The sequence below is a fragment of the Pseudoalteromonas sp. T1lg75 genome (genome assembly GCF_002964705.1).
Lineage (GTDB): Bacteria > Pseudomonadota > Gammaproteobacteria > Enterobacterales > Alteromonadaceae > Pseudoalteromonas.
Genome location: NZ_PQCD01000004.1, coordinates 34,693 through 53,839 on the forward strand (window position 1 = coordinate 34,693; position 19,147 = coordinate 53,839).

The following is a 19,147-nucleotide window of genomic DNA, read 5'->3' on the forward strand; positions in this document are numbered from 1 at the left end:
GCATTGAAGAAGAGGTTATGGGGTTTCTCTACCTGGGCCCAGAAGCGGACATAAGAAGTAGACATCACCTTCATCCATAAAGCCATTGGGGTTGGCATCCACCCACCAACGCCCGCCATAATAGCCGGTATCCATGGGGCCGAATTCGGTTTGTACTCCGGTGGGGCCATCCATTTCCAGCAACTGGAAATTTTCAGTGCCATTAAACGGCAAATCTTTTAACAGCAAAGTGTCGTAATAAAGGTTCTGAGAGGTCACGTAAATGACCGGAAGGTCTGGGGCCCCTTTACCCGTGGTACGCTCTTTAGCGTCGACAGCGGAAGTGAAGAGGGCGACTGCACTCACCAGGACAATCACCGTTAGGGATTTGTATGTGTTCATAGTGGTACCTTAATCTTTAGTTGGCAATGTGCCGCGGCACATTGATTAGATTTGCGCGCTCGCATCAATGGACGCGGCGCACTTCTAAAACCCTTGCTGGGTTAAAAGCGAATACGCACAGCCTGGTGAAATTGTTACATGGCGAGGCAAGTATTTTTGTCATTGAGGCTTCATAAACTTGCTCTAGGATGCGCCCTCTATGGATGCGATGCGAGTAAGTAATGCCTGACAGCCAAGAGCCAATACTGATAATTGGCAATGCCCCCATCGGCGAGGATATTCGCGCCGAGGTGGAAACCTATACGCGGGTGGTTCGTTTTAACTTTTGTGCCGGTATGCCCTCGCATCTTGGCCGCAAATGCACCGATCTCTGGCTCAGTAGCCGTGGTCGCCAAGCCCATAAGCTGGCACACTCACCGTTGGATATCGACCCACGGCAATTACAAAGTGTCGTGCTCACCGACCCCGAGCCGAACCCGGTTGCACAGCGTTTTTTTCGTTTGCTTGGGCGCCAGGGCAGTCTGGATCATGGTGAAGCGCTGATGGCTAAATTTGCCCAAGCGCATTCAAGCACACGTATCACATCGCTAGCCAGGCAGCAGCTCTTGGCCGAGCTGTTACGTTTAGGGCAACCGCAGTGCAGACCCAAATGGCCAAGCTCAGGCACTCAGGCCATTGCCCATTTCGCCGCGAGCGGCAGGCCGGTGCATATTATCGGTTTTGGTTTTCAAGGCTGGAAGCGCCACCCCTGGCAACTGGAGCAGCGTTATGTGGCCAAGTTGCAAGAGCAGGGTAAGTTGAGCTATTTGCGTTAATGGAATAAAAAAGCCGTGCAGGGCACGGCTTAATCTGACTTAGGAGCGCAGCATTTGCCTCAGCACATACTGCAAGATGCCGCCGTGCTCGTAGTATTCCCATTCTTTCGGGGTATCGATCCGCACATCCACTCTAAACTTGGTTTGCTGTCCGTCCTCGTCGGTGGCGACAATTTCCAGCTCCTTGGCTTTATCGCAAAGGCCATTAATATCGAAGGTTTCCTTGCCGGTTAACCCAAGCTCTTCATGGCCTTGCCCGTCTTTAAACTGCAAGGGGAGCACGCCCATACCAATCAGGTTGGAGCGGTGGATACGCTCATAGCTTTTGGCGATCACAGCTTTTATGCCGAGCAGCAAGGAGCCCTTGGCCGCCCAGTCTCGCGACGAGCCGGTGCCGTATTCCGCCCCGGCTAACACTACCAGAGGCGTGCCGTTTTTCTGGTAGTGCATGGCCGCATCGTAAATGCTGGCTAGGTCATCTTCCGGCTGGGTCCTGGTAATGCCACCCTCGGTGCCCGGTGCAAGCTGGTTACGCAGGCGCACATTGGCAAAGGTGCCGCGCATCATCACCTCATGGTTCCCCCGGCGCGAGCCGTAGGAGTTAAAGTCTCCTTGAGAGACACCATGTTCAATCAAGTACTGACCCGCAGGTGCATCGGCCTTGATCGCGCCCGCTGGGGAAATATGATCTGTGGTGACCGAGTCGCCCAGTTTTGCCAAACAACGTGCCCCCTCTATGCTAGGTAAACCCGGCGGCTCCTTGCTCATGCCGTCAAAGAAGGGCGCTTTGCGAATATAGGTGGAGGCCTCATCCCATTCATAGCGTTTGGCCTGGGGCACGGCGATATTGCGCCAGCGTTCATCGCCCTTGTAGACGTCGGCATAGCTTTTCGCGAACATCTCCTTGGTGACCGTCGACTTCACCAGCTCCGCCACTTCGCTTACCGAGGGCCAGAGATCTTTCAGGTAGACGTCGCGGCCCTGTGCATCCTGGGTGAGTGGCTGGTTATAGACATCGATATCGGTGCGACCGGCAATGGCATAGGCCACCACCAGGGGCGGCGAGGCGAGGAAGTTCATCTTCACATCCTGATGAATGCGCCCTTCAAAGTTGCGGTTGCCGGAGAGAATCGAACTGACCACCAACTTGTGCTCGGTGATGGCTTGCTGAATTTCATCGGCAAGCGGTCCGGAATTACCAATACAGGTGGTACAGCCATAGCCCACCAGGTTAAAGCCGAGTGCTTCTAGGTCATCCATCAGCCCGGCTTTGTGTAAGTAATCGGTGACCACTTGCGAGCCGGGGGCGAGAGAGGTTTTCACCCAGGGCTTCACGTTCAGTCCCAGTTCCTTGGCTTTTTTGGCGACCAGTCCGGCGGCGAGGATCACGCTGGGGTTTGAGGTGTTGGTGCAACTGGTAATGGCGGCGATCACACAGGCACCATCGCTAAGCTCAAAGGTCTCGCCCTTGTAGTTTACCTGGGCAATGCCGATGACTTCCGACTCGGTTTGCGATTGTTGTGGCTGCCCGCCTTCCGACACAATGCGGGCTTCCTCTTCCGTTTCCAGGGCTTGTTTATCGGCCCGCTCGTCTTGAAAGACACGCAGGTGCTCGGTGATGGTTTTACCCGCCTCATCAAGCGGGATGCGATCTTGCGGCCGTTTTGGCCCTGCCAGGCTCGGTACCACGGTACCTAAATCCAGCTCCACTATGTCGCTGTAAAGGGGTTCGTCGCCGGCTTCGCGCCACATTCCCTGATGCTTGGCATAGGCCTCGATAAGGGCTATTTGCTCGTCACTGCGATTAGTGAGTTTAAGGTACTCAATGGTTTCCTGGTCGATGGGGAAGATGCCACAGGTGGCGCCGTACTCGGGCGCCATATTGGCGATGGTGGCGCGGTCCGCCAGTGGTAAGTCTGCAAGGCCGTCACCGAAGAACTCAACAAACTTACCGACCACGCCTTTTTGTCTTAGTATTTGTGTGACCGTCAGAACCAGATCCGTGGCCGTGGTGCCCTCTGGCAGTGCGCCCTTGAGTTTAAAGCCGACTACCTGAGGGATCAGCAAACTGATGGGTTGGCCGAGCATGGCGGCCTCGGCTTCGATGCCACCAACGCCCCAGCCAAGAACGCCGAGGCCGTTGATCATGGTGGTGTGCGAGTCGGTGCCAACCAGGCTGTCCGGGTAGGCAAAGGTATGCCCCTGTTCATCTTTTTCAAACACCACCCGAGCCAGGTACTCCAGGTTGACCTGATGCACTATGCCGGTGGCCGGAGGGACCACGGTGAGGTTATCAAAGGCCGTTTGCCCCCAGCGTAAAAATTCATAGCGCTCCTTATTGCGCTGGTATTCGAGCTTGGCATTAAGATCGAAGGCGCCGTTATTACCATAGCTGTCGACCTGCACCGAGTGGTCGATCACTAGCTCCGCCGGCGACAGGGGATTGATCTTGCTGGGGTCGCCGCCAAGTTGCTCCATGGCATCGCGCATAGCGGCTAAATCCACTATGGCGGGCACTCCGGTGAAGTCCTGCATCACCACGCGGGCCGGCGTAAAGGCGACCTCCTTACTCGGCTTGGCGTGTGGTTGCCAATCCAGCAAGGCCTGAATATCGTCTTTGTCGATGTTCTCGCCATCTTCATGGCGCAGCAGGTTTTCCAATAAAATCTTTAACGAGAAAGGTAAGCGCTTGGCTTTATCGCCCAGAGGACACAGCGAGTGAATATGATACTGCTTGGCGTTGACGGTAAGCTGTGCAAGCGTGTTAAAGCTGTTCTTCATTCAATACCCCTTTTTCTGCTCTTGGCGCACGAAACAATCGCACAGTACGATTATTTGATGCGCAAGGTTCCTTGCGACTGAATTTTAGCCACATTTAAGAGCTTGGGGATATTTGCGCGTTTTTCAACCTCTCGGGAGGTCATTTTTTGCCCGCCCGGATTAGGGCGGGAAGCGGATTAACCGAATGAAATAGGTTTACGGCCCGTGTTCTCGTCGCGGTTAGAGGTTTTCTTCTTGGCTTTTTTGGGGGCCGCGGCTGGCTGCGTTTGTTTAGCGACTGCCGGCTGTTTGGCCTTTTGCGCCGCAGCCTTATGCTGTTCGCGCTGTACCATATTGGCGGCGGCGCTCAGCAAAAAGGTGTCGCCGTCGAAATGCACCGTATCACCGGCATAGAGTTTTTTACGCTTTTGCGTGCACAACTCGCCATTGACACCAATGTAGCCATCAGAGATTAAAAGCTTCGCGTGACCACCGCCTTCAACGAGGTCGAGCACTTTTAAAAGCTTACATAGTTCAATCGGCTCTTCTTCTAATTGAACTTCAATAAAATCGTCATGCATCTGGGGTAGGCTCTCTCTGGTACTGGTGCGACATTATACATCAGGTGCTGCACTAAAATGTGTCAAATTGCGCCAATGTAATGCAAACTTTTTTTCTTGTTGATAGTCTAATTTCCACAATAACAAGTATAACAAGTAGCAAAGCGCCGTTTTACTGGATGGCGTAAATATTGCTATCCAATGCTAATAATCGTAGTTAGTAACTTTAGCGGGGAAAGAATATGGGTGCGCGACAAGCGGTATTCGAGGAATTTCTAGGCCATAAATACGCACATCATTGCAGTGCCGAACAGGTACGCCTAGCCATCACCGAGGCCATCAAGCAGGCAGAGACCGAGGGCCAAAGCCTGGGTGAGCAATATTTTGCGCTGCTATCACGGTTTAACGATAACCACAGCCGCATTCTTTATCACGGTCGCAGCGCCGAGCCATTGCTGGAGTTTTGCGAACATAAGCTGTTCAAAGAAATCACCTATGACAAGGCCAGTTTGCAGGTGTGGGCCCACAGTAAGGGGTTGGATTTAGTTGTTTAGAGCTTGATTTCAGCTATGAGGCTTGCGCACTCAGTCGTTTTTATCTAGATTAGGATTACAGTTGTAATCATTTTTTAAATTATGAACAGGATAATGTTTGCCCTGCTGCTCGCTGTGGGGTTGCAAGGATGCCAGAGTGCCAATATTCATGTCGTCGCCCCGCATCTAGATGCCCAGCAGAGGCAACAACTGAGCAATAGCTTTGCCAAGCAGCAGCTTAAGGTGGAGTTTGCCGATGAGGTGGTGGCGCCCGCAGACTTTGCCGAAGCGAGCATCACTATGAGTCCAACCTTTTATGATTTTGCGTTGCTTGGTCGTGTACATGATGCCTTGCGGCAATTAGGTTACCAGCGTATCGATGAGCTACGCTTTGCACAACAAAAACATTTCTATCGTAACGATCATATTGGTGTGTACTTGCTGCCCCCACAGGAGCAGCGTTTACCCCTGTATGTTGAAAGTGAAAATTGCCATCCTTATCGTACTTTGATGTTTAAAGCCGATGGTCATTGGCAACTCGACGATTTTGTTAGTGCCAGCAAACAAGGTCTTTGGCAGCGTCAGGGTGAGCGAGTGATATTGACCACTAACGAGCAAGAGCGCAGCGAAATGCGTTATCAACTGACTACCCGCAACACTCACTTAGGGGAGCGTCCAGCCCATGAACTGCGGCCACAGCAAGTGACGGAGCAAGCGTTAAACTGTACCTTTGTTGCTATTTCCATGTAGTGGCTGTTAGCGCAACTTGCTGATAATGAAGAAGGGGTTACTTAGAAAAATATTAAAGCAGCCGAGGCTGCTTTTTTAATGCCGGTTATGGTCAAGACAATTGCATTGCGAATATAGAATGATAAAGCCCTTGCTGGCGTATTAAGGTCTCATGATCACCAGATTCTCTTACTTTACCGGCTTCTAATACATAGACCTGATCCGCATGTTTTATTGCACTTAATCTATGGGCAATCACCAGGCAGGTTCTATCACTAAAGTGCTGATGAAGATTCGCCAAAATTTTCTGTTCGGTTTGGCTATCAAGCGCCGATGTGGCCTCATCTAAGACAATGTTTTGGGGGTCATCCAATACCATTCTAGCGATTGCCAGACGCTGTCTCTCACCGCCAGATAAGCGTACACCATTTCGTCCTATCATAGTGTCTAAACCCGCCGGTAAACTATCGATCAGTGAATTGAGTTCGGCTATTCGTAAGGCATGCTGGATTTGCTCGTTTGTAACCTGTTTGCCTAGGGTCAGATTCTCTTTTATCGTGGAATTCAGAAAATCCGATTGTTGCATAACCACCGCGATATTATTACGAATGTAATTATATCCAAGCGTTTCTATGGGCTTGCCATCGAACAATATACAGCCTGAGTCGCTGGAGTAGAGGCCGAAAAGTAACTTCACTAGTGTCGACTTGCCTCCCCCTGTCGTCGCAACTAAAGCCGTGGTTTTGCGAGCCGGTATTGACAGCTCTACACCCTCAAGCACAGCTGTTGGTGGCGAGTATGAAAAGTGTAGGTTTTCTATTGTGATAGAGGATGGGCTAGGCTTTTTGGTGACGTCCTCAGGGCTAGGCTGTGAGTGTTCCGTGCTGTAGGAAAAGACATCATTGATACGCTCCATGGCGGCCTTGGCCGAATAATAGGAATACTGCACGCTCAGTAAAGATTGGATAGGGCCCATCATAAACCACAGGTATCCGAAGATGGCGAACATCTGCCCCACCGTTAAATCGGATAATACTACCAACAACATGGCAAGCGCCTTAAACACCTCAAACCCTAATAGAAAGATGGTAAAGCTGGTTTGGTGTACGGCGTTTGTTTGCCATTGCGATTCCGTTGACCGGGCTTTTAGATCGCGAGCGGCATCAACTATAAGCCCAAAGTAATGCTTGTCCCTTTGGGCTACCTTGAGTTGGGTAATGGTGTCTAATGTTTCTACTAAAGCATGCTGAAAAGCCTCAAAGGCGTTGTTTTCTTTAAGCTTTAAGTTGGTAACCCGCTTACCAAAAGAGCGAGAGAAAGAGATAACAATAGGGTTTAAAACCAATATAATAAGTGCGATCTGCCAGTTGATTAGTAATAGAATAATGGCCGTGCCGACTAGGCTTAGCACGCCCATAATTAGCCCGGAAACGGTTTGGCTTATAAAGCTTTCGATTGTATCAACATCGGTGATGGTGCGGCTTGTCATGGCTGCTACGCCATGCGTTTCAAATTCAACTAACCTGGTATTGGCAAGCCGTTCAATGATCGCCGCTCGTACCTTGTAACTCACCGATTTACCAATAACAGCAAAGTAGAAGTCCTGGATCACAGTGAAGACAGCGCTGGCTAACCGCATCAGAATAACAAGAACCAAAACAGCAAGAATATAGCCAACTTGAGTTTGCCACTGCGGCGGCAATAGCTGATTAAACAACGCCGTTGCTTCGGCAGGTTTCGCAAGTAAAACTTCATCGACTATCAGCGGCATCATCAAAGGGATGGGAACGCTCAATAAGGTTGCTGTAATCGCGGCGAAATGTGCAAAAAGAAGGTGTTTTTTGTGCTTTACTACAAGTTCTTTTAAGTATCGCCAAGTGATTTTTTTCAGCATTGTCTGTGTCCTTTCTTACTTGGCAATCAGGGTAAATGGAGGAGGGGCAAGAGCGGCCTCGGCCAATGGGCGCTGTTCAGAGATAATAAACTCGAGTGAGTAGTTAGACAGTAAAGAGCGAATTATTTTGGTGTTTATGCTGATCGCCAGATTGGCTGCAATGCATTTATGCTCGCCCCAGCCAAAGGCAATAAAGCGGTTATTCAATTCCCTGTTTTCCCAGCGCTGAGGGTTAAACTGGGTGGCATTTTCAAAGTTTCTCTCACTGCGGTGCGCCGTGTACGGACAGGCGACGACAGCATCACCAGGCTTAAATTCTGCCTCTGACAGCGTGTGCGGCTTGCTGGGTATTCGGGTTAGATTCCAGGCAACAGGCCAAAGTCGCAGGGCTTCTTTGACCGCCCATTCGGGTTCAATGTCTCGCTTGTCTTTTACGTCACTTTTGCCGATCTCGTACAAACTCCAGCCTAAGGTAAAGCCAAGAGAGCCCGTGATGGCGAATACAAAGGAGAGAAAGATATCGGCAATCTCTGAGTTTGACACCTCTGGATCACACTCAAAGATAATGCAATCAAGAATATCTTCTTTAGTCGCCGCATCGTGCTGTCGCCGCTGCCGAATTTCTCGTTTTAACAGTTTCATTGCCTTGCGCCGAAACAACAGCCTTCTGAGCAGAGAGCGATTTTGCTTAACTCCGGCTAACACTGATTTATCAACTATTTCCTTTAAACAGATGTGTAGACGCTCAGCGCAGGATTCTTTAAGTAGCGCAAACTTGAAAAGCTCATAAAAAAATCGGTTTCCTGAGTTTGGCCACTGGCGAGTTCCTGCTAAAAATGTGGCTATTAACTCCTTGAGCTGAGGTTGTTGTTTATCGGCGATATTGTGAAGTAATTTAATAGCTCCCTTGCTAATGGCTATTTGCACGGATCGTGGGCCGAAATAGCCGTTACGGGTGAAGAAAAAGTCGGAATGCTCAACATAGTGGCCCTCCTTATTCGCAAGCACACGCTTTGCATCTTCAACATCAACTAAGTACTTTTCATTGTTTGGAAATTCAATAACATCACTGTTGGCCTCCATTCCTTTGTCAAGAAACGAAAAGGGATCTTGGTACAGTTCATCGCTAGGTTCAAACTTCATGTTGTTCACTCTCGCTTAGCTCTTTCAGCTCACCGTAAAAATCGATGGGTTGGGGTAGAGCAGCCATCATTACTTCCAGGCTCTGAGGATCGTCGACTAGGATGGAGAATCGACTGCATAAGAGGTGGCTCAGTAATATCAACTGGATCAATCCAAGCTGGGAGCCGATGCACGATTTTGGTGACCAGCCAAATGGGACATAGGAATCGGGCTTAATCGGGCTTTTCTTATTCAGCCAACGGCTAGGGTCAAATTCATTCGGATTTTCCCAATTTTCAGGGTGGCGATGAATAAAGTAAGGACTCATTAGGATATTGGTTCCTTCTTCGAGCTGATGCTCGCCCACCGTGAAGCTTGTTCTCGCATTTCGCATTAAGATGGGAACATTCCACATTCGCAGGGTTTCTTTAACAAAAGCATGTGTGTTTGGGGCTACGCTTAACGGTGAGCGAAATAACTCTTCCGGGGTCAGGTTGTTAAGTTCCTCAGTTAAGGTCTTACGCCAGCCATCTTGGCGCACAAGCTCGAATACCAAACACGCTGCTGCAGCGCCTGGCGGACCATTGACGGCGGTATGTATCATGGCCATTGAATCTGCGGCCCTATCCATACCCAAAGTAGGCAGGAGTTCTACAATTGAATCAAGAAAATCCAATTGGCGCTCGGTTTTCCCTTGTGCCCTTAGGCGAATTTCACGGCGAAAAACGTTTGTGGCACGAACACTGTGATATGCACTTTTCAATTTATCACGCTTTCTTTGCGGCACTTGTTCCAGATCGAGCAAGAAATCACGTTTGTTTTGCTGATCCTGCTCTAGTATTTGGTACTGACGTACAGTGGCATTGGCAAATAAAAGAGGCAGCAGGGATGTAGCAATTAAATCGTGGATAAGCTGAACCAGATCTAACCGTTTTCCTGCTTCTTTTTGCAGCTTTAATTGCATGAAGCCATACATTTTCTTTAGCTGCTTGGGCTCAGACATCAGCTTAGTTTGCTGAATCCAAAGAGTACGAATTTCCTGCCAGGAAACAGGCGCGCTGGATTTATTTCGAATAAGATCAATTAGGCGATCTGGAAGCGTAAGATTCTCAAAATTTTTCTTATTTGTTAGCTTGGCGGCTGCGGCAGAAAAAATACAGACGGTATTTTTATCTAGCCTAAAATCATTATTCCCCTCTTCCAGCCTTCGGTGAAGTTCAGCTATGCGCGGGGTTTCTTTAGGTTTTGTCATAGTTATTTTTATGGATTTATTCTAGGGTTATAATTATTTCAAATTTTAATTTAATGGCTTTGATTTCCATATTAATGCGCTTTTTTATGGCTATCGAAAATAGCGAATAAGGAATTTTTGCTAGAGATGGTAAGAAAAAATGATGAGTGATTGTTGCATAATACTTCCTTGCTATTGTTTTTAATTCCCTATGAACTTTTATTGATTGGAAGAGACGAACTGCTTTCTCGTCTCTTCGGCTGGTGCCTTACATGTTGTGATAGTGTACCCAGCGCCACCATGGCTCATTATTGCCATTACAGCCGAATGCATTTGAACGGATCCCTACGGCTCTGTACATTGCTTGTTTGATTTTCTTCATTGTTATCTTCCTTATTAATTGTTTTTCACTTCTTAGTGAGGGCTTGAATAACTATCAAGCAGATTTATTTATGGCGTAAAAAAAATACCGCGTCAACCTTTTGGATACTAAGTTTTAACCTTTTATTTACCATCGTGCCAATTTTTGGCTATTAACTAATACATTTATATTGCTTTTAGGTGGTTAATAGGTTTTCAACGAGTTATTTAGAAAATAAAAAAGCAGCCTAGGCTGCTTTTTTAACTTTCAATTCGGCGTCGCGGGCTGCTTAAGGATGCAGGGCGCTGACGATAAAGAAGGGATTGAGGTAACTTTCTTTTTGATTATATTTTAACGGTCCGCCATCCACCGTGGTGACGCGCGCACCGGCTATGGCCGCCACCGCATGGCCGGCACCTGTGTCCCACTCGGACGTCGGTCCCAAACGCGGATAAATATCGGCAGCCCCTTCGGCGACTAAACAGAGTTTCAGCGAGCTGCCCTTGGGCACCATATCCACCTCGTCAAACTGCTTAAGGAAATTAGCGAGTTGCTCGGAAGGGTGTGAGCGGCTGCCAACCACGCGGATCAAGCCCTTGTTTTCCTTGGTCGTTACCTTGAGTTCAATGCGTGCTTCGCCGACCTGCTTAAAGGCGCCTATGTCCTGAGCCGCCAGGTAGCTTACTCCCAGCGCCGGGGCATCGACCACGCCCAGTACCGGCTCGCCGTTCTCAATGAGGGCGATATTGATGGTGAACTCGCCGTTTTTCTTGATAAATTCCTTAGTGCCGTCGATGGGATCAACCAGCCAGTAGCGTTGCCATTGTTGTCGCTCCTGCCAGCTGATGGCGGCGCTTTCCTCGCTGAGCACGGGGAGCTCAGGAGTCAGCTTCTCCAGTCCAGCAAGGATCACCTTGTGAGCGGCTAGGTCGGCATCGGTCACCGGGCTTTTATCGTCCTTATACTCAACGTTAAAGTCCTTGTTATAGATGCGCATGGCCGCTTTTCCGGCGTCTTGTGCCAGTTGCAGTATCTGTTCGAGCAGTTCTGGAGAAGTCATGGGTTATCCTATTATGTTTTTGTCGCGTAAGTAGGCGATAAGTTGCGCCACGCAGCTTTCTATATCCTGTGTTGAGGTGTTAATACTGAGCTCCGGATTACTCGGCACCTCATAGTCCGAGTCAATACCGGTAAAGTGGGCGATTTCGCCGGCCCGTGCTTTCTTATACAAGCCCTTGGGGTCCCGTTGCTCGCAGGTGGCCAGCGGCGTATCCAAATACACCTCGATAAACTCGGCGTCTCCCACCAGATTGCGGACCATATCCCTTTCTTCCTGAAATGGGGAAATAAACGCGGTGAGTACAATTAAACCGGCATCGACCATAAGCTTAGCGGTTTCACCGACGCGGCGAATATTTTCTTTACGATCGGCGTCGCTAAAACCAAGATCGCCGCACAGGCCATGGCGAACATTATCGCCATCGAGTAGGTAGGTATGATGGCCCAACTCAAACAGCTTGGCTTCCAGGGCGCCGGCTATGGTGCTTTTGCCCGAGCCGGAAAAGCCGGTAAACCACAGGATGCAGCTTTTATGGCCATTTTGTTGTTGTCTTTTTTGTTTATCGACACCGTGTTGGTGCCACACTATGTTCTCATCCATTCTCTGGTCTCGATATTAAAACTCAAATACATAGCCGATCAGTGCCAACACCACGGCGGCGTAGGCCAATGACATTAACACACCGAGGCGGGCAAAGTCGGCAAAGCGATACTGGCCGGCGTTCATCACTATCATATTAGTTTGGTAACTATAGGGGCTGATAAAGGCGGCGCTGGCGCCATAGGCCACCGTCATGGCGAAGGGCATCAGGCTCACCTCTAAGGAGCTGGCCAGGCCATAAGCGAGCGGAAACATCAGCGCCGCAGCGGCATTATTGGTGATCAGCTCGGTCAGTAGCACGGTCAGCACATACACCAGTACCAGGGCCATAAAGGGGGTGAGCCCCTGATGCTCTCCCAGCCAGTGTTGCAAAGCCAGTTCGGCGCCGGAGCCGCTAAAGGCATTGGCCAGACCCAGGGCCGAGGCGATAATGATCACCAGCTCAAAGGGAAAACGACGTTTTAATTCCTGGCCGTCGAGTACCTTGGTGGCCAACAGCAGGGCGACAAACACCAATAGGCCCTGTACCAGGGGCACTAAGGCGGTGGCGGCCAGGGCAATAACCGCGGCAAAGCCACCGAGCAGGGCGAATTCGCTAACGCGATTATAGGCCTTGGCGACACTGTGCTCGCTGACAAAGTAAAAGTTCTTATCCAGGTTGTTGCGGTTTTGAAAGTCGCGGCCCACCGCCAGCATCAGCCGGTCGCCGGGACGTATGGCAACCTCGCCAAGCTTGCCAGAGAGGCGTCCACGGTTGCGGTGGATCGCTACCACAGCGGCATCGAATTTGGCGCGAAAACCCACGTCCTTTAAGGTCTGGCCCACCAGGGTCGAGGTATGGGTGACTATGACTTCTTGCAGGTTTGAGCTCAGTAAACCATTGCTGTCGGCGAACAGGGTGATCCCGGGAATGCGCTGCAGGGCGGTCACGCTCTGCACATTGCCGGTAAAAATCAGCTTATCGCCGGCGCGTATCTTGTTTTGTGGGCGAACCGGGCTGATCAAACGCTTTTCTCGGACTATTTCCACTAAGAAGAGGTCGTCCAAATCGCGCAGACCATTTTTTTCTATGCTTTTGCCAATCAGGGGGGAGTCCGTATTGACCTTGGCTTCAAGCAGGTACTCCTTGTGTTCGCCTTCAACCCTGGGGTAGTCGGGCAGCAGCTTATGGCAAAAGATCAGCAAGAGGACGCCCACCAGAGTGACGGCCAGGCCTATGGGCAAAAAGCTAAACATGGCCAGGCTCAGGTCATCGTATTGCTGGGTAAAGCTGTTAACTATCAGGTTAGTCGAGGTACCGACCAAGGTGGTGGTGCCCCCTAAAATGGCCGCATACGACAGCGGGATCAGCAGCTTGGATGGCGCATGATGTTTATTACGCGTTAGCGGACCGACTAAAGAAGCGACCACGGCGGTGTTATTTAAAAACGCCGAGGCTGCCGCCGTCAGTGTGCTGACCTTGATAATGCTTAATTTTAAGGAGGGACTAACGATGCGTTTAGCCAGGACCTGCAGCAAGGAGGTGCGCTCCAGAGCAATGGAAACCAGCATCAGCAACACCAGGCTGACCAGCCCGGTGTTGGTAAAGTTGCCCAGCAGGGTTGCTGTATCCACATACCCCAGGGCATAGCAGCCGAGTAATGCGCTGAAAAACAGGGTCGCCGGACGCACATGGGTTAAGACCAGGGCGGCAAATAGGGCGGCTATTATCAGCACATAAAAAACGGCATCCATGGCTTAGCGCAACTTACTGATGTCTAGCGCTTGCCAATGCGGGAAGTGCTTACGCACCAGGGCATTAAGCTCAACTTCAAAGTCACTGAACTGACCCGCTTGTTGCTGCTGTTTGGCTGCCAGTACCTGCTCAACCATGCCCGCACCCACGGTCAGGTTGGTGAGGCGGTCGATCAGGATAAAGGCACCAGTTTCGCGGTTATTGCGATACATATCCGCTAACAGGGGTTCGGTCAGCTCCACCGTCACTAAGGCAATTTCGTTAAGCTGCAGGGCATCGGCCTGGCCATGAGCCAGGGTGTTCACGTCTATGGTGTGATCGATGCGTGAGATCACCGCCGCGGTTTTCTTGGCACCCAACTTGAGGTTATAGGTTTTACCAACAACCAGCGGCTCTTCGTGCATCCACACCAGTTTGGCCTGCAACTGATTGGTCGCCACCGAGGTGGAGGCGCTTGGGACGATCACATCGCCGCGACTGATATCGATCTCGTCGTTCAATGTCATGGTGATGGCCTGACCGGCTTCGGCGGTATCTAGATTACCATCGAAGGTGACCAGCTCTTTGATGCTTGAGGTTTTACCCGAAGGCAATACCTTGACCGCATCGCCCACCTTAAATTCGCCCGAGGTAATGGTGCCCTGGAAACCACGGAAATCTAAGTTAGGACGCACCACATACTGCACCGGCAGGCGGGCTTCAAAGCCATTGTTGGTGGCCGCCGCCGGAGAATCTTCCAGCAGCTCGAGTAAGGGTTTGTCGGTGTAGTAGGGGGTATGCTCTGAGCGAGTCACCACGTTGTCGCCTTTAAGCGCCGACATGGGCACAAACTTGATGTCGCTGACATTCAGCTGCTCGGCAAACTTAAGGTAATCGGCCTTGATCTTCTCATACACGGACTCATCAAAACCGACGATATCCATCTTGTTGATGGCCACCACAAACTGCTCGATACCGAGTGAGTCACAGATAAAGCTGTGGCGCTTGGTTTGCACCTGAACTCCGTAGCGGGCATCCACCAGGATAATCGCTAAGTCACTGGTCGACGCACCGGTCACCATGTTGCGGGTGTACTGCTCGTGTCCCGGGGTGTCGGCAATAATGAACTTACGCTTGGCGGTGGAGAAATAGCGATAGGCCACGTCTATGGTGATGCCTTGCTCGCGCTCCGCCTGCAGGCCATCGACCAGCAGGGCTAAATCCAGCTCTTCGCCGGCATTACCGACCTTTTCATTGTCTTTGTGCAGCGCCGCCAGTTGGTCTTCATAGATCTGGTGACTGTCGTGCAGGAGACGACCGATCAGGGTGGATTTACCGTCGTCGACGCTGCCGCAGGTCAACAGGCGCAATAGGCTTTTATCTTGTTGGCGCGTTAAATAGGCCTCAATGCCTAATTCTTTTACTTCATTGGCAGTTGCTGACATTAGAAATAGCCCTCACGTTTTTTCTTCTCCATGGAACCGGCGGAATCGTGATCGATTACGCGGCCCTCGCGCTCCGATGATGTCGACAGCAGCATTTCTTCGATAATGCCGGTCAGGGTATCGGCTTCGGATTCCACCGCGCCGGTGAGCGGGTAACAACCCAGGGTACGAAAACGTACCGACTTCAGTTGCGGCTGCTCGCCGTCGCTCAGCGGCATGCGCTCGTCGTCGACCATGATCAGGGTGCCATCGCGCTCAACCACGGGGCGCGGCTGGGCCAGGTAAAGTGGCACGATTTCGATGTTTTCCTGGTAGATGTATTGCCAGATATCCAGCTCGGTCCAGTTTGACAGCGGGAACACGCGAATGCTTTCGCCCTGGTTCACCTCACCGTTGTAGGTATTCCACAACTCCGGACGTTGGTTTTTTGGATCCCATCTGTGGTGCTTGTCACGGAATGAATAGACACGCTCTTTCGCACGTGATTTTTCCTCGTCGCGACGGGCACCCCCGAAGGCGGCATCAAAACCATATTGGTTAAGCGCCTGCTTCAAACCTTGGGTTTTCATGATGTCGGTGTGCTTGCTGGAGCCGTGAACGAAAGGGCTGATATTCATCGCCAGGCCTTCTGGGTTTTTGTGTACCAGCAGGTCAAAGCCATATTCTTTGGCCATGCGGTCACGAAACTCGATCATCTCACGGAACTTCCAATCGGTATCCACATGCAGCAAAGGAAAGGGGATCTTTGCCGGGAAGAAGGCCTTACGGGCCAGGTGTAAGAGTACTGAAGAATCTTTACCTATGGAGTAAAGCATTACCGGGTTGTCAAATTCAGCCGCGACCTCGCGGATGATTTTGATGCTTTCAGCCTCAAGCTGCTGAAGATGTGTTAAAGCCATAGCTTTGTTCCTGCCTAAACTCGTAATTTAATATGCCATAGGGTGTTAAGCCACATCGGTCAGAGGCTGTGCCAGGCTGCTGGTTTGTACCGTACTGCCAAACCAAGCCAACTGCTGATGCAATGATGCTACTTCACCTACTATTAGTAAAGCGGGCGACTGAATATTGTGCAGTGTCACCAGCTCGTCCAACTGTGCCAGGGTGCCCGTGACCACACGCTGCTCTTTGCGTGTGCCGTTTTCTACTATGGCCACCGGAGTAGTCGGGCTGCGGCCATGGTCAATAAGTTGTGCCTTGATATCCGGAGATTTCATCACCCCCATATAAATCGCCAGGGTTTGATTGGGCTTGGCGAGCGACTGCCAGTCCAGCTCCTGACCATCTTTCTTACAGTGGCCGGTCACAAATTGAATGCTTTGAGCGTGATCCCTGTGGGTCAGCGGAATACCAGCGTAGGCGCTACAACCCGCTGCGGCGGTGATGCCGGGGACGATTTGATAGCTCACGCCATGCTCGGCCAGGACCTGTACTTCTTCGCCACCGCGACCATAAATAAAGGGGTCGCCGCCTTTAATACGACACACTTTTTTGCCCTGCTGTGCCAGCTCCACCAAGATTTCATTGGTGCGTTCTTGTGGCACGCTATGATCGCCGGCGCGTTTGCCCACACAGATAAGGTCGGCATCGCGACGCACCAGCTCCATAATTTCATCGGACACCAGGTAGTCATACACCACCACATCGGCCTGCTGCATTAATTGCAGGGCTTTAAGGGTAAGTAATTCCGGGTCGCCGGGGCCTGCACCTATGACATACACCTCGCCCTTGGGCGCCGGGGTGTCGTTAAGCATTTGCTGTAGTTGGGTATAGGCCTGATCTTCACTACCCTTTTGCACCTGGCTGACGACATTGGAGTCAAACACCCGCTCCCAAAACTGACGACGGTCGGCAAAATGAGTAAAGCGCTGCTTAACCTGGTCGCGAAAGCGACCGACCAGGTTGGCCAGTGGACCAATGTGCTGAGGGATCAGGGTCTCGAGTTTTTCCCGCAGGCGTCTTGCCAGCACGGGCGCGGTGCCGGCACTGGAAATGGCGATAGTCACCGGACTACGGTCAACAATCGAAGGGAAAATAAAACTGCATTTGGGCTGATCGTCCACCACATTGACGAAAATATGCTGCTCATCGGCGGCCGCCTGCACTTGCGCATTGACCGTTTCACTGTCGGTGGCGGCAATGACCAGCATAAAGCCTTTAACCTGCTCGGCGCTAAATTCGGCGCGCACCAGAGTGACGTCTTGTGTCTGTGTCAGGTTTTCTAGTTGCGTGCAAAATGCCGGCGCGATCAAGGTCAGCTTGGCGCCTGCCTTGAGCATGGCTGTGGCTTTACGCAATGCCACCTCGCCGCCGCCGACGATCAGCACCGGCTTATTATCTAATTTTGTGAATATGGGAAAATATTGCACGCGACACCACCTGTTCCAAGCAACCAAAAAGTAGCGAACCCAAAGATTCGTCTGAGCTGCAAAGCATAAAGCGAGCCCCAGTGGTTAAAAAATAATTTGTTCCAAGCTTATATAACCAAAAGTTATATGCTGACTTTTGAAATGGCTTAAGCCAATAAAAATAAAGCCTTAAGTATGTGTTGAGTAATTTAGTGAGAAACCTTGAGGCGAAAAAGAGTCGTTAAAAGTTAACTTGATCTAAATCTCATTTAACTGCGCCACGACAATGCTAGTATAGGTGTAGCACTAAAAGGAGAGTGATTCATGAGCGCGTCACATGATGCCCAATTGGCCCTGGCCTGTTTGGATTTTACCCGTCTGAATGAAGGCGATGAGGATGAAAATATCAAGGCGTTTTTGCAGCAATTGTCGGCGGATAAGCCGTTACCTGCGGCGATCTGCATCTATCCGCAGTGGTTGACCTATGTGCGCGTCTTTATGCAGAGCCACTTTGCCCAGGTTCCCGCCCTGGCGACGGTGACCAATTTTCCCGGGGGCGATCAGCCTTTAGATGAAGTGTTACGCGAAACTGAGTTGGCACTGGCCCTGGGCGCCGATGAAATCGATTTGGTCCTGCCCTATAAGCGCTTACAGGCGGGGGATGAACACACGCCACTTGAATATGTGCAGCGCTCTAAGGTGCTCTGTAACGGGCGCGCTAAGCTCAAGGTGATCATTGAAAGTGGCGAGCTCAGTTTAGCGCAGGTGGCGCAGGCAACCCGTATTGCCATCGCCGGCGGCGCCGATTTTGTCAAGACCAGCACCGGCAAGGTGGCGGTTAATGCCACCTTGGAAGCAGTGGCGGTGATGCTTGAGGAAATCAAGCTCAGCGGCCAGACGGTGGGGCTAAAGGTCTCCGGCGGTGTCAGAACCTTAGCTCAGGCGCAGCAGTATATGGAGTTGGTCGCGGATAAAATGGGCACGGCGTGGCTGGCTCCCGGTCGTTTTCGTTTTGGCGCTTCGGCGCTTTTAGATGACCTGTATCGCGCCTTATGACCGACAGTGAAGCCGAAAAGCTCCAGTTAGAGCATCAAGCGGCGCGGTTGTTTTTACGTGCCTATGAGCGCACCTATCATACTCCGATGCGCCATATCTGGCACAATGAGCCGGCCAAGCCGGACGTCAGCTGTTATATGGATGGCGAGCGTCTGGACATAGAGATCGCCCATTTGTATGCCAATGAACACGAGGCCATGGCGGTGCTGGGTCGGGTGTTAAACCTGGATATTCAACGCCAGTTGGCGCAATTGGCATTAAACCCGCCTTCGGGGCAGCTGGCCTTCGCCCTTAACCGTCTGCTGCAGGCCAAGGCCAGTAAGCAATACGACAGTAAACGGGTGTGGTTGCTTATTCGCAATGCCAGCACCTTGTGGCAACGGGAGGATTTTCTCACCGTGATGAGAGGCTTGCGGGTGCCCGCGCCACATCAGTTTGAGCAAATCTGGCTGCTGAGTGACTGGCATGGCAAAGAGCAACCTCTGCTGCTATACAAAGATTAGCAGGGCTAAAATCGCACAATTAATTTTATCCGTGCCTG

The 19,147-nt window shown here is 51.0% G+C and carries 17 protein-coding genes; 5 read left to right on the forward strand and 12 right to left on the reverse strand.

Annotated elements, in window-relative coordinates; genetic code table 11:
• Window positions 1–15: 15 nt before the first annotated feature.
• The gene (locus C2M36_RS00925) at window positions 16–381 is read right to left on the reverse strand and encodes a hypothetical protein (protein ID WP_105253328.1); all 366 of its coding nucleotides are present in this window, start codon (window positions 379–381) and stop codon (window positions 16–18) included.
• 221 nt (window positions 382–602) lie between these two features.
• On the opposite strand from C2M36_RS00925, the gene C2M36_RS00930 reads away from it, so the two are divergent.
• Window positions 603–1,196 carry a hypothetical protein gene (locus tag C2M36_RS00930; RefSeq protein ID WP_105253329.1) on the forward strand — a complete coding sequence of 198 codons (594 nt, stop codon included), beginning with the start codon at window positions 603–605 and terminating at the stop codon, window positions 1,194–1,196.
• A gap of 39 nt (window positions 1,197–1,235) precedes the next feature.
• Here C2M36_RS00930 and acnA read toward each other — a convergent pair whose 3' ends face one another.
• The gene (gene acnA / locus C2M36_RS00935) at window positions 1,236–3,977 is read right to left on the reverse strand and encodes an aconitate hydratase AcnA (RefSeq protein WP_105253330.1); all 2,742 of its coding nucleotides are present in this window, start codon (window positions 3,975–3,977) and stop codon (window positions 1,236–1,238) included.
• Window positions 3,978–4,153: 176 nt separating this feature from the next.
• Window positions 4,154–4,537, reverse strand: coding sequence for an RNA-binding S4 domain-containing protein (locus C2M36_RS00940; RefSeq protein WP_105253331.1), 384 nt, complete (start codon window positions 4,535–4,537; stop codon window positions 4,154–4,156).
• Window positions 4,538–4,758: 221 nt separating this feature from the next.
• On the opposite strand from C2M36_RS00940, the gene C2M36_RS00945 reads away from it, so the two are divergent.
• Together C2M36_RS00945 and C2M36_RS00950 are read left to right on the forward strand one after the other, a co-directional pair.
• The gene (locus tag C2M36_RS00945) at window positions 4,759–5,070 is read left to right on the forward strand and encodes a hypothetical protein (protein WP_105253332.1); all 312 of its coding nucleotides are present in this window, start codon (window positions 4,759–4,761) and stop codon (window positions 5,068–5,070) included.
• A gap of 93 nt (window positions 5,071–5,163) precedes the next feature.
• Window positions 5,164–5,799: a hypothetical protein gene (locus C2M36_RS00950; RefSeq protein WP_105253333.1), complete on the forward strand. Its 636-nt coding sequence runs from the start codon at window positions 5,164–5,166 to the stop codon at window positions 5,797–5,799.
• Between the two features lie 91 nt (window positions 5,800–5,890).
• On the opposite strand, the gene C2M36_RS00955 is transcribed toward C2M36_RS00950, so the two are convergent.
• The 9 genes from C2M36_RS00955 to cysG form a co-directional block, all read right to left on the reverse strand.
• Window positions 5,891–7,672, reverse strand: coding sequence for an ABC transporter ATP-binding protein (locus tag C2M36_RS00955; protein ID WP_105253334.1), 1,782 nt, complete (start codon window positions 7,670–7,672; stop codon window positions 5,891–5,893).
• A gap of 15 nt (window positions 7,673–7,687) precedes the next feature.
• Window positions 7,688–8,815, reverse strand: a complete 1,128-nt coding sequence (locus tag C2M36_RS00960; RefSeq protein WP_105253335.1) for a cytochrome P450 — start codon at window positions 8,813–8,815, stop codon at window positions 7,688–7,690.
• Window positions 8,805–10,046 (reverse strand): cytochrome P450, encoded by a 1,242-nt coding sequence (locus C2M36_RS00965; protein WP_105253336.1) that lies wholly within the window; start codon window positions 10,044–10,046, stop codon window positions 8,805–8,807. Before C2M36_RS00965 ends, C2M36_RS00960 begins: the two co-directional genes overlap by 11 nt.
• A 629-nt stretch (window positions 10,047–10,675) precedes the next feature.
• Window positions 10,676–11,446, reverse strand: coding sequence for a 3'(2'),5'-bisphosphate nucleotidase CysQ (cysQ, locus tag C2M36_RS00970; protein ID WP_105253337.1), 771 nt, complete (start codon window positions 11,444–11,446; stop codon window positions 10,676–10,678).
• Window positions 11,447–11,449: 3 nt separating this feature from the next.
• Window positions 11,450–12,046 carry an adenylyl-sulfate kinase gene (gene cysC, locus C2M36_RS00975; protein ID WP_105253338.1) on the reverse strand — a complete coding sequence of 199 codons (597 nt, stop codon included), beginning with the start codon at window positions 12,044–12,046 and terminating at the stop codon, window positions 11,450–11,452.
• A 15-nt stretch (window positions 12,047–12,061) separates the two neighbouring features.
• The gene (locus C2M36_RS00980; protein WP_105253339.1) at window positions 12,062–13,780 is read right to left on the reverse strand and encodes an SLC13 family permease; all 1,719 of its coding nucleotides are present in this window, start codon (window positions 13,778–13,780) and stop codon (window positions 12,062–12,064) included.
• A gap of 3 nt (window positions 13,781–13,783) precedes the next feature.
• Window positions 13,784–15,205, reverse strand: a complete 1,422-nt coding sequence (cysN, locus tag C2M36_RS00985) for a sulfate adenylyltransferase subunit CysN (protein ID WP_105253340.1) — start codon at window positions 15,203–15,205, stop codon at window positions 13,784–13,786.
• The gene (gene cysD / locus C2M36_RS00990; RefSeq protein ID WP_105253341.1) at window positions 15,205–16,104 is read right to left on the reverse strand and encodes a sulfate adenylyltransferase subunit CysD; all 900 of its coding nucleotides are present in this window, start codon (window positions 16,102–16,104) and stop codon (window positions 15,205–15,207) included. The genes cysN and cysD overlap by 1 nt, the downstream gene beginning before the upstream one ends.
• 45 nt (window positions 16,105–16,149) lie before the next feature.
• Window positions 16,150–17,571, reverse strand: coding sequence for a siroheme synthase CysG (gene cysG, locus C2M36_RS00995; protein ID WP_105253342.1), 1,422 nt, complete (start codon window positions 17,569–17,571; stop codon window positions 16,150–16,152).
• Between the two features lie 303 nt (window positions 17,572–17,874).
• On the opposite strand from cysG, the gene deoC reads away from it, so the two are divergent.
• Window positions 17,875–18,606, forward strand: coding sequence for a deoxyribose-phosphate aldolase (deoC, locus tag C2M36_RS01000; protein WP_105253343.1), 732 nt, complete (start codon window positions 17,875–17,877; stop codon window positions 18,604–18,606).
• Entirely contained in the window at window positions 18,603–19,109 is a 507-nt protein-coding gene (locus C2M36_RS01005) for a hypothetical protein (protein WP_105253344.1), read from the forward strand. The genes deoC and C2M36_RS01005 overlap by 4 nt, the downstream gene beginning before the upstream one ends.
• The last annotated feature ends 38 nt before the right edge of the window (window positions 19,110–19,147 follow it).